Annotated in this window: 9 protein-coding genes; 3 read left to right on the top strand and 6 right to left on the bottom strand. The window is 72.0% G+C overall.

Annotation, left to right across the window (positions count from 1 at the left end; translation table 11 throughout):
* Nucleotides 1-195: 195 nt before the first annotated feature.
* From MTF69_RS15020 to MTF69_RS15010, 3 genes are all read left to right on the top strand, one after another.
* Nucleotides 196-831 (top strand): uridine kinase, encoded by a 636-nt coding sequence (locus tag MTF69_RS15020; protein WP_243334510.1) that lies wholly within the window; start codon nt 196-198, stop codon nt 829-831.
* 564 nt (nt 832-1,395) lie between these two features.
* Nucleotides 1,396-3,513, top strand: a complete 2,118-nt coding sequence (locus MTF69_RS15015) for a zinc ribbon domain-containing protein (protein WP_243334508.1) — start codon at nt 1,396-1,398, stop codon at nt 3,511-3,513.
* 47 nt (nt 3,514-3,560) lie between these two features.
* Complete coding sequence (locus MTF69_RS15010; protein WP_243334506.1) at nt 3,561-5,510, top strand: AAA family ATPase; 1,950 nt, start codon at nt 3,561-3,563, stop codon at nt 5,508-5,510.
* Nucleotides 5,511-5,713: 203 nt separating this feature from the next.
* On the opposite strand, the gene MTF69_RS15005 is transcribed toward MTF69_RS15010, so the two are convergent.
* The 6 genes from MTF69_RS15005 to ribH form a co-directional block, all read right to left on the bottom strand.
* On the bottom strand, nt 5,714-6,757 hold the full coding sequence (locus tag MTF69_RS15005) for a hemolysin family protein (RefSeq protein ID WP_243334497.1): 1,044 nt from the start codon (nt 6,755-6,757) through the stop codon (nt 5,714-5,716).
* Nucleotides 6,754-8,139, bottom strand: a complete 1,386-nt coding sequence (locus MTF69_RS15000) for a hemolysin family protein (RefSeq protein ID WP_243334496.1) — start codon at nt 8,137-8,139, stop codon at nt 6,754-6,756. Before MTF69_RS15000 ends, MTF69_RS15005 begins: the two co-directional genes overlap by 4 nt.
* Nucleotides 8,140-8,339: 200 nt before the next feature.
* The gene (locus tag MTF69_RS14995; RefSeq protein ID WP_243334494.1) at nt 8,340-8,804 is read right to left on the bottom strand and encodes a PH domain-containing protein; all 465 of its coding nucleotides are present in this window, start codon (nt 8,802-8,804) and stop codon (nt 8,340-8,342) included.
* Nucleotides 8,805-8,898: 94 nt separating this feature from the next.
* Nucleotides 8,899-9,747, bottom strand: coding sequence for an ATP phosphoribosyltransferase (hisG, locus tag MTF69_RS14990; protein ID WP_243334492.1), 849 nt, complete (start codon nt 9,745-9,747; stop codon nt 8,899-8,901).
* Between the two features lie 157 nt (nt 9,748-9,904).
* Nucleotides 9,905-10,186, bottom strand: coding sequence for a phosphoribosyl-ATP diphosphatase (locus MTF69_RS14985; RefSeq protein ID WP_243334490.1), 282 nt, complete (start codon nt 10,184-10,186; stop codon nt 9,905-9,907).
* A gap of 28 nt (nt 10,187-10,214) precedes the next feature.
* Nucleotides 10,215-10,706: a 6,7-dimethyl-8-ribityllumazine synthase gene (gene ribH / locus MTF69_RS14980; RefSeq protein ID WP_243334488.1), complete on the bottom strand. Its 492-nt coding sequence runs from the start codon at nt 10,704-10,706 to the stop codon at nt 10,215-10,217.
* Nucleotides 10,707-10,747: the final 41 nt, after the last annotated feature.

The following is a 10,747-nucleotide window of genomic DNA, read 5'->3' as shown; positions in this document are numbered from 1 at the left end:
CGCCGGAGGGGCTGGATGTGGCTGATCCAGCCCCTCCGGCGTTTGAGGAGCGGGGGTCCGGGGGCTGGCCCCCGGGAACGGCGCCGCGCCCGGCAAGGGTCCGGGCGGAGCCCGGGGAACGGGGGAAGGGCGGGTAGGGGACGGCCCCGCAGGGTCCCGGGGCTCGCGTGGGGGCGGAGGTCATACGGTGGGGGCGTGGAAGATCAGGCGTCACTTCAGCTCCTCGCGCGCGAGATCCTCGCGCTGCCGCCCTCTCTCGGGCCCGTCCGCCTCGTCGGGATCGACGGGCACGCCGGGTCCGGGAAGAGCACCTTCGCGGGGGCGCTCGCCGAGGCGCTGGGCGGGGCTCCCGTGTTGCGGCTCGACTATGTGGCCACCCATGAGGAGCTGTTCGGCTGGGTGGGGCGGCTGCGTGCGCAGGTGCTGGAGCCGCTCGCCGCGGGGCGGGCCGCGCACTGGACCCCGTACGACTGGATCGAGCGGCGGTTCGGTCCCGAGCGGGTGCTGGAGCCGGGGCCGGTGCTGCTCGTGGAGGGGGTCGGCGCCGGACGGCGCGCCCTGCGCCCGCACCTGGCGCGGCTGCTGTGGATGGAGACCCCGCGCGTCAAGTCCTGGGGGCGCGGGCGCGACCGGGACGGGCGTGAACTTTCCGACTTCTGGGACGAATGGGAGCGCGCGGAGCTCTCGCACTTCTCGGATGATCCTTCGCGCCCCTTCGCGGACACCCTGGTGCGGCAGAGCGGTACGGGATACGAGTGGACTTCCGGGGCGGCTGGGGCGGCTGGAACCGCCGCTCGGGTGACTGAGGGTGATGAGGCCCCCCAGGGCTGAGGGGCCGCGGAAAGACTCTCTTCGCGGGCACCTCCAGGCCGCTTGACCCGGGGGCCAAGGCGGCCTTACGTTCTGAAGAAGCGGCCCTCACCGGCCGTCGAGGACACGAAGCCCCCGATCGTTCCCCCGTGATCGGGGGCTTCGTTCTGTCCCCCGGCCCCCCGCCGAGTCCCGCCCGGCACTCCTCCGTCACGGCGTCGCACGGGGCACATCCCGGCCGATTTCTCACCCTGTGTCACCACTGTCCGCCCGGATGCGCACCCGGCGGGTCTTCGACGCACCCTACGTAAGGTGCGTAACCGCAGGTACGATGCACCCCTGATTTCATCGACTCAGGGACAACTCGCGTACGCATCGCGGGGGTTGCTTGGGCACCACGGGGACGGAGTCTCCAACTGTCGGGCACTTCGCTTAGGGGTCCGTGGATGCTGCTTGACGGGGCCCGTAGCCAGCGGTAGCCAATTGCTGTGGAGATGGGTGTCTTTGTGTGATGGTCGGTCGTTAGGCCGATCGGATACGGGTGGGGGCCGGCTTCGGCGCGGTCGGGGATCGCGGGGAGGGGTGGTGGGCGTAGCGAGGTTGATGGCGACGGCGACGTGTACTGCCTTCCGCGCCGTGATCGAGGGCGGCAGCGAGCTGGTCGGGCGGCGGATGCTGTCGGAGCGGGTGGGGTTTCTGGCTTCCCTGTGCCAGGAGTTGACCCAGCGGCTGGTGGCCACGCGGTGGGATGAGGCGTCGCTGGATGTGCTGGCCGCCGGTGTGGACGGGCGGGGCGAGGTGCTGCCGTCCAAGGGGTGGATGGCGATGCGCCGCCTTCACTGGCCGAAGGCCGCCGCCGAGGGCGAGGGCGTGTATGTGTCGGACCGGGTGCGCCGGGCGGCCGAGGAGTACGCGGCGCGCACTCTGCGCCTGGCTTTGCACCGGCGGAGTTTGGTGGCGGCGGTCCTGGCGACCTGGCCGGCCGATCCGGGCCGGCGTAGCGAAGCGGATTGGACGGCCCTGCGGACCCTCCTGCCTGCTGGGGTGAGTGGTGCGGAGATCCGTAACCGCACCCGCCAGATCCGGGCCTATGTGGCTGAGCACCGGCGCCTTCCGCTCGGGCTGTGCGTACTGGAGGACCCGCCCCGGATCGCCTTGCAGGTTCTTCTTGCCGCGATGGACCGCCAGCAGGTCACTATGGAGCGGGTGGATGAGGTGACGGCCCGGTTGCGGGTCAAACTCCCGCTGTGCGCGGCCCCCGTCTCGGGCAGGGAGTGGGCCTGGCATGTGATCGACATCCGGCTGCCAGGCACCGTAGGGGCGGACTCGGTGCTGCACACACCCACCCTGCGCCCCACCAGCAGCGGCCGTGTCGCGGTGGACCTGCCGCACTCATGGCCCGCCCCCGCCACCAAGGCGAGCGGGCACGAGGTGGCAGTGGGTTTCGACTGGGGTGTCAACACCCTCCTCACCGGCACGGTCGGCCGCCTGACCGAGCGGGGCGAGACGCGGCGAGTGGTGACCGACGGCCGCCCCCTGATCTTCGACGCCACCACGGTCAGCGCGAAACTCCATCGGCTGCGCACCCACCGCGAACACCTCGCCACCCGACGCGACCACTACCGGCATCTCGCGGACGGGCTCGGCTCCCCCCACCGGGCCTGGGGTGAACTTCTGCGACGCGCCACGGTGCTGGAGATCGAGCATCAACGGGTGTGTGTCCGTATCCGGCATTTGAACGATGCCCTGGCCTGGTCGGCAGCCCGCTGGGCCGTCAACCAGACGGCCGCGCTCGGCGCCACCGTCATCTATCTCGAAGACCTCGCCACCCTGGAAGCACGCGGCCACCGGCGCGGTAACGCCCGCCTGTCCGGGCAGGTCCGCGGCACCATCGCCGAAGCCATCCGGCACCTGGGGGCGAAGGCCGGGATCGCGGTGGTCACCGTCCCCGCCCGCGGCACCTCCGCCCGTTGTCCCGGGTGCCTGGGCGCCCTCACCCACCATCCGGCCCCCGACCGGCTGGGTGAGCGGGGCTGGAAGTGGGCCCACTGCACCGGCTGCGGACTGTCCATGGACCGCGACCACACAGCCGCCCGCCGGATTGTCTCGCGCGGCCTGCTAGCCCAGACCTACACCGTCACCGAACGCGCCACCGGCACCCGGACCATCCGCACCACCGTCGACGGCACCGTGCGCAGTGTGCGCCGCCCGAAGCAGACCACCCGCCGCCTGCGCCGAGCGCGCCGCGCGGACAACCCCTTGCCCCGGCCGCGCGGGACCAGGAGCACCCTGGGCAAGGGGCGTCCCACTCGCAGCAGGCCGTCCGGTCCTGTTGGCCCGGGCGCCCGGGGCGCCGCCGGACAGCCTCCGGGCCCGAAGACTTCCCGCCGTATGCCCGACGTGCGTACGGTCCCCGCCACCAGCCCCCAGGGGTCGGTACAGCGTCCGGCGGGGCATGACACCCAGACACCGGCAGCATTCGGGCCGGTATCAGGTCATGGAGTACCCGTACCCGACCAGCCGGAAAGCCACCTCCCGGCCGGCCGGGTACGGCTCTCACGCAGAACCTGTCGACGACGCACCAGCGCCGCCGAGCGGACGGGCTTCCACCACCTGCACGCCACCCAGGTCCACCACCTCACCCCGAGGTTCGGACCCCAAAGTGGCGACCGCACACGGCCACGCCGCGCCCGAAAAACCTGAACCACTCAGGCACACACAGAGTTCTAGAGACGCTTGTGGGGGATGTGATGGACTTCGCCGCGCACGGCAGCAGCGCGCACGCCCCGGCCGAACTCGCCTGGCTGCGAGGAGTGGACGCCTGCACGATGGGCGCCTACCCGCAGGCCGAGGAGGAGTTCCGGACGGCCGTACGACTCGACCCCGCGATGGCGGATGCCTGGCTGGGCCTGCACGCGCTCCGCGTCGACACCACGAACGCGTTACTGCGCATGTACGCCCACCGGGACCGCTTCGGGGAACAGCGGGCCCGCCACCGGCGGACGCTGAACTCCTGGTACTGGCTGGGCTGGTGGGTGCAGCCGGTCCTGGAGACCAGGCGGGACCTGCTGCTGGCGCACGCCTCGCACTGGCTGGACGGGCGCCACGTGCCCGAGCTGGACCAGGCGCTCGCGGCCCTGCCTCCCGTGGACACCGACCCGCACGTCCGCTTCCTGCACGCCTGCCGGGCGTACCTGGTCAAGGACTGGGAGCAGTTGGTCCGCTCCACCGAGTCACTGGTCGACGATCCGCTCCTGGGCATCGAAGCCGGGCTGTTCGGCGGGATGGCCCGGGTCCGGCTGGAGATGTACGGGCAGGCCGAGCCGCTGCTGGCGGCCTCGCTGATGCGCTGCCGCAGCGAACAGCCCCAGCGCAAGGAGCTGCGGTACTGGCTGGCGCGGGCGCACGAGGGGACCGGGCGCAGCGCGGCGGCGCTGCCGCTGTACCGGGCGGTGCACCGGGTGGACCCGGCGTTCATGGACACGGCGGCCCGGCTGACGGCGATCGAGGACAGCGAGGACGCCGACGGCCTGGCCGGGTACGCGAGCGGCGCCGGCTACGAGGCCTTCGGCGGGCACGGACCCGCCCCGTCGGGCGGGAACTTCGCGGCGGTGGCGCTGGGCGGCGGTCCGGTCCAGGGGATCGCCGCGGACGGGCAGCCGGATCCGGACCCGCTCGCGGCGGCCGACCCGCCGGAGCCCCGGCACGGCCCGGGGGCGCCGGGGCCCGGCGCGGGACTGCCGTCCGGCGTACGGCGCAAGGCCTCGCTGCCCGCGCAGCCGGGACCGGGCGGGCCGCCGGCCGGGCCGGCGGATCCGGCGGCGCTGGCCGAGGCGCTCGCGGAGCTGGAGCGGATGGTGGGCCTGGAGCCGGTCAAGCGGCAGGTGAAGGCGCTCTCCGCGCAGCTGCACATGGCCAGGCTGCGGACGGGACAGGGGCTGCCGGTGCAGCCGCCGAAACGGCACTTCGTCTTCTCCGGACCGTCGGGCACGGGCAAGACCACGGTGGCGCGGATCCTGGGCCGGGTCTTCTACGCGCTGGGCCTGCTCGGCGGCGACCACCTCGTGGAGGCCGGGCGCGCGGACCTGGTCGGCGAGTTCCTCGGGCAGACCGCCGTGAAGGCGAACGAGCTGATCGACTCGGCGATCGGCGGGGTGCTGTTCGTGGACGAGGCGTACAGCCTCTCCAACTCCGGCTACAGCAAGGGCGACGCGTACGGCGACGAGGCCCTGCAGGTGCTGCTGAAGCGGGCGGAGGACAACCGCGACCACCTGGTGGTGATCCTGGCGGGCTATCCGGCGGGGATGGACCGGCTGCTCGCCACGAATCCGGGGCTGTCCTCGCGGTTCACCACGCGGGTCGACTTCCCCAGCTACCGGCCGCTGGAACTCACCTCGATCGGCGGGGTGCTGGCGGACGCGAACGGGGACCGGTGGGACGAGGAGGCGCTGGAGGAGCTGCGGAGCATCAGCGGGCACGTGGTGGAGCAGGGGTGGATCGACGAGCTCGGGAACGGGCGGTTCCTGCGCACGCTGTACGAGAAGAGCTGCGCGTACCGGGACCTCCGGCTGTCCGGCTTCACCGGGGATCCCTCCCGGGAGGACCTCTCCACCCTGCGGCTGGCAGACCTGATGCAGGCGTACGGGGAGGTCCTGTCGGGCCGCGGCCCCCAGGAGCGGCCGGAGCCGCCGCCGCTGTAGCCGCTGCGCGGGGAGAAGTCCCCTACCCGCCCTTCGCCCGTTCCCCGGGCTCCGCCCGGACCCGGTCCTCAAACGCCGGACGGGCTGGAAGATGCCGCGCAGCGGCACATCCAGCCTCGCCGGCGTTTGAGGCGCGTGGTCTGGGGCAGAGCCCAGGGAACGGGCGAAGGGCGGGTAGGGGACAGCCCCGCAGGGCAGCCCCGCTACGCGCTTCGCGCGTACCCGCGGTGAGCCGGGTCGCGGACTTCGCCCACCAGGGTTTCCAGAACGTCCTCCATGGCCACAAGGCCCAGCACCCGCCCGGAGGGATCCGCTACCTGCGCCAAGTGGGTGGCGTCGCGGCGCATCACGGTCAGGGCGTCGTCCAGCGGGAGCGTCGAGCAGATCGTGGTCATGCGGCGCCACACCCGCTGGGGCACGGCCCGTTCGCGGTCCTCCAGGTCCAGGACGTCCTTCACGTGCAGGTAGCCCATGAAGGCACCGCTGTCGGCGCGGACGGGGAAGCGGGAGTACCCGGTGCGGACCGTGAGCTGCTCGATCTGGCGCGGGGTGACGGCCGGACCGACCGTGACCAGCCGGGCCGGGGCGAGGAGGACGTCGGTGACCGGGCGGCTGCCCAGTTCCAGCGCGTCCTCCAGGCGCTCCTGTTCGACCGGCTCCAGAAGACCGGCCTGCCGGGAGTCCATGAGCAGGCGGCCGAGCTGGGCGGAGGTGTAGACGGCCTCGACCTCGTCCTTGGGCTCCACCTTGAAGAGCCTCAGGATCAGCGTGGCGCAGGCGCCGAGGGCCGTGGTGACCGGTCCGCAGACCCGTGCGAAGGCGACCAGTCCGGGGCTGAACCACAGGGCCGTCTTCTCCGGGGCGGCCATGGCGAGGTTCTTGGGGACCATCTCGCCGATGACCAGGTGCAGGAAGATCACTGCAGTGAGGGCCACCGCGTAGCCCAGCGGGTGGATCAGGCCTTCGGGCACGTGTGCGGCGTGGAAGACGGGCTCCAGGAGCCGGGCCACGGTGGGCTCGGCGACGGCTCCGAGGGTGAGCGAGCACATGGTGATGCCGAACTGCGCGGCGGCCATCATGCGCGGCAGGTTCTCCAGGCCGTGGAGTACTTGGCGGGCCCGCTTGGAGCCGGCCGCCAGGGGTTCGATCTGGCTGCGGCGGACGGAGACGAGGGCGAACTCGGCGCCGACGAAGAAGCCGTTGGCCAGGACGAGCAGCAGGGCGAACAGCAGTTGGAGCGCGTTCACCGGCCACCCACCTGTGCCAGCTCGGCGGGGGCGGCGGGCAGCGATCCGAGCCGGTCGAAGCCGAGCCCGTCGGGAGCGGTGCGCACGAGGCGGACCCGCTCGGCACGGTAGCGGCGGACCTGGCGCACGGAGAGCTTCCAGCCGGGCAGTTCGGCGCGGTCCCCGGGGGCGGGGATGCGGCCGAGCAGGTCGGCCACGAGACCGGCGACGGTCTCGTACGGGCCTTCGGGGACCTCCAGGCCTATCCGGCGCAGGGTCTGCACGCGGCAGCTCCCGTCGGCCTCCCAGGAGGGGCGGCCGTCCTCGGCGGGTACGGCGGCCAGTTCGGGGCTGCCGTCCTCCGCGAGGTCGTGCTCGTCGCGGACTTCGCCGACGAGCTCCTCCACGATGTCCTCCAGGGTGACGACGCCGGCGGTGCCGCCGTACTCGTCGACGACCACGGCCATCGGCTGTTCGCTGCGCAGCCGTTCCAGGAGCGGCTGCACCGGCAGGGATCCGGGCACCAGCAGCGGGGCGACGCAGATTCCGCTGACGCTGGTGCGGGCGCGCTCGGCCTCGGGCACCGCGAGGGCGTCCTTGAGGTGGACGACCCCGGTGATCTCGTCGATGCGCTCGCGGTAGACCGGGAAACGGGACAGGCCCGTGGCGCGGGTCAGGTTGAGCACGTCGGCGGCGGTGGCCGTGTCCTGGAGCGCGCTGACCTTGACCCGGGGGGTCATGACCAGCTGCGCCGTGAGCTCGCCCAGCGAGAGGGTCCGTACGAAGAGGTCGGCGGTGTCCTGTTCCAGGGCGCCGGCCTGGGCCGAATGGCGGACCAGGGAGACCAGTTCGCCGGGGGTGCGGGCGGAGGCCATCTCTTCGGTGGGCTCCACGCCGAGCGCCCGGACGAGCCGGTTGGCCACGGCGTTGAGGCCCGCGATGACCGGCCGGAAGACCCGGGAGAAGACGTACTGCGGGCCGGCCACGAAACGGGCCACCTGGAGCGGCCGGGAGACGGCCCAGTTCTTCGGGACGAGCTCGCCGAGGACCATCTGGACGGCGGAGGCGAGCAGCATGCCAATGACGACGGCCGCGCCGGGTACGGCGCCCTTGGGGAGGCCGGTCGCTTCGAGCGGCCCGGCCAGCAGGACGGCGAGGGCGGGCTCGGCGAGCATGCCGACCACGAGGGAGGTGATGGTGATGCCGAGCTGGGTGCCGGAGAGCTGGAAGGACAGCTCCCGCAGGGCTGCGACGACCGTGCGGGCACGGCGGTCGCCCTCGGCCGCGGCGCGTTCGGCCTCGGGTCTCTCGACGGTGACGAGGCCGAATTCGGCTGCCACGAAGAAGCCGTTGGCGAGGATCAGGGCGAAGGCCGCCACGAGCAGGAGTAGCGGGATGGTCATGCCGCCGCCTCCGTGGGGAGGGCGGCGCGTGTACTACCGGACGATCCGTCCATTGCTGGAGGGAGTCACTCCTCGAGTCGCAGGTGCCCACGGGCCTCGGGGTCCCGGGGCCGGTGGGAGGGCGCACGATCGCGCCCCCACACCAGATTAGTCATTGAGATCGCCGCCGCAATGGGACGCAGCGACGAGGTCGGCCGGCGTCAGTCGTTCTTTGAGCCGGTTCCGCGGACTTCGGCCAGGGCGCGCAGGGCGCGGGCGTCGGCGATCGCCTGGGCCTTGGCGACCCCGGGCTGGATGCCGAGGGCGGGCAGGCTGGTGCCGTCGCTCAGGTCGAGGAACACCCAGGCGTCGCCGGGGCGGAGGTTGACGCGCAGGATCTGCGCCCACTCCAGGCGGCGGGTGGTGGTGAGGTTGACGACCGTGACCCCGGTCTCGTCGGCGACCACCTTGGGGCGGCTGAGCAGGACGAGGACGCAGGAGAGCAGGGCCGCGACGAAGACGAAGGCGATCCGCTCACCGGGGTGCAGGGTTTCGAGGCTCAGCGCGATCGCGGTGATCGTGACGAACATGGCGACGCCCACGCCCAGCAGGACGGCCCGGGTGCGGGTCGGCCGGAAGGTGACCGGCAGGGCGGGCGGTGCGGGCTGGGCGGTGGCGTCGGCCATGTTCTTCGGGTGCCTTCGGGTGGTGCCGGATGGTGAGCCGGCTGGTGAGCCGAATGGTGAGGGGAAGCCGCGCGGCGGAGCGCCGGCGGACCCGTCAGAGGCGGCAGGCGTGGATCGAGGTGGTGAGGATCGCGCGCGCGCCGAGCTCGTACAGGTCGTCCATGATCCGCTGGGCCTCCTTGGCGGGGACCATGGCGCGGACGGCGACCCAGCCCTCGTTGTGCAGCGGCGAGACGGTCGGCGACTCCAGGCCCGGGGTGAGGGCGACCGCGCGCTCCAGGTGCTCGGCGCGGCAGTCGTAGTCCATCATCACGTAGCTGCGGGCGACCAGGACGCCCTGGAGGCGGCGCAGGAACTGCTGGGCCTGCGGGTCCTCGGGGTCTGTGCCGTTGCCGCGGATGACGACGGCCTCGGAGGTCATGATCGGCTCGCCGATGACCTCGAGTCCGGCGTTGCGCAGGCTGGTGCCGGTCTCGACGACGTCGGCGATGACCTGGGCGACGCCGAGCTGGATGGCGGTCTCGACCGCGCCGTCGAGGTGGACGACGGAGGCCTCGATGCCCTTGTCGGCGAGGTGCTTCGCGACGATTCCCTCGTACGAGGTCGCGATGGTCATCCCGTGGAAGTCCTCGGGGCCCTTCGCGGTGCCGGGGATGGTGGCGTAGCGGAAGGTGGAGCGGCCGAAGTTCAGCGGCAGGATCTCCTCGGCGCTGGCGCCGGAGTCGAGCAGCAGGTCGCGGCCGGTGATGCCGATGTCGAGCTTGCCGGAGGACACGTAGATCGCGATGTCCTTGGGGCGGAGGTAGAAGAACTCCACCTCGTTGTCGGGGTCGACGACCACGAGCTCCTTGGACTCCTTGCGCATCCGGTAGCCGGCCTCATGGAGCATCGCCGACGCCGGTCCGGAGAGTGAACCCTTGTTGGGGACGGCGATGCGCAGCATGGGGGCTTCCTTTGGTGCGTAGGTGCGAAAGGGTGTGCTGGTACGGGTGGTGAACGCGCGGACGCCCCGGCAGTGTGTGCCGGGGCCCGCGCGGAACTGCTGCGGCCTTGGAACTGCTGCGGCCTTGGAACTGCCGAGGCCCTGGAACCAATGCGGCCTAGAGGTGCGCGTAGACGTCTTCGAGGGTGATCCCGCGCGCCACCATCATCACCTGGACGTGGTAGAGCAGCTGGGAGATCTCCTCGGCGGCGGCTTCCTTGCCCTCGTACTCGGCGGCCATCCAGACTTCGGCGGCCTCCTCGACGACCTTCTTGCCGATGGCATGGACACCCTTGCCGACCAGCTCGGCTGTACGGGAGGTGCTGGGGTCGCCGTTGGCGGCCTTGAGCTGGAGCTCGGTGAAGAGCTCTTCGAAGCTCTTGGGAGGTTTGTTCGCCATGATGGTCCTCAGAATACGGGGTCGGCTGTTACCTGCTGGCGCCAGGGTTCGTGACGGCCCGCAGGATCATGGCGGTGGAGACGGCGGCGGTGACCGCTTCGTGCCCCTTGTCCTCGTTCGACCCCTCGAGCCCGGCGCGGTCCAGCGCCTGGTCGTCGTTGTCGCAGGTCAGTACGCCGAAGCCGACGGGGACTCCGGTGTCGATCGACACCTGCACCAGGCCCTGGGTGACGCCCTGGCACACGTAGTCGAAGTGCGGGGTGCCGCCGCGGATGACCACGCCGAGGGCGACGATGGCATCGTAACCGCGACCCGCCAGTACCTTCGCCACGACCGGGAGCTCGAAGCTGCCCGGGACGCGCAGCAGGGTGGGCTCGTCGATCCCCAGCTCGTGCAGGGCCCGCAGGGCGCCGTCCACCAGGCCGTCCATGACCTTCTCGTGCCACTGGGCCGCGATCACGGCGACGCGGAGGTCTCCGCAGTTCTTCACGCTCAGTTCGGGTGCGCCCTTGCCGCTCACAGCTCTGCTCCTCGGTGCGATTCGTGTGGTGTGCTGATACT

This window comes from Streptomyces sp. AP-93 (assembly GCF_022808175.1).
GTDB lineage: Bacteria > Actinomycetota > Actinomycetes > Streptomycetales > Streptomycetaceae > Streptomyces.
Note: the sequence above shows the minus strand (reverse complement) of the source record. Positions and strands in the feature narration are given on the sequence as shown.

Bases quoted from the DNA above. Each gene is read 5' to 3' on its own strand.
- MTF69_RS14995 (WP_243334494.1), bottom strand. From the start codon at position 8,804: ATGGCCGACGCCACCGCCCAGCCCGCACCGCCCGCCCTGCCGGTCACC.
- MTF69_RS14985 (WP_243334490.1), bottom strand. From the start codon at position 10,186: ATGGCGAACAAACCTCCCAAGAGCTTCGAAGAGCTCTTCACCGAGCTC.
- MTF69_RS15010 (WP_243334506.1), top strand. From the start codon at position 3,561: ATGGACTTCGCCGCGCACGGCAGCAGCGCGCACGCCCCGGCCGAACTC.
- hisG (WP_243334492.1), bottom strand. From the start codon at position 9,747: ATGCTGCGCATCGCCGTCCCCAACAAGGGTTCACTCTCCGGACCGGCG.
- MTF69_RS15000 (WP_243334496.1), bottom strand. From the start codon at position 8,139: ATGACCATCCCGCTACTCCTGCTCGTGGCGGCCTTCGCCCTGATCCTC.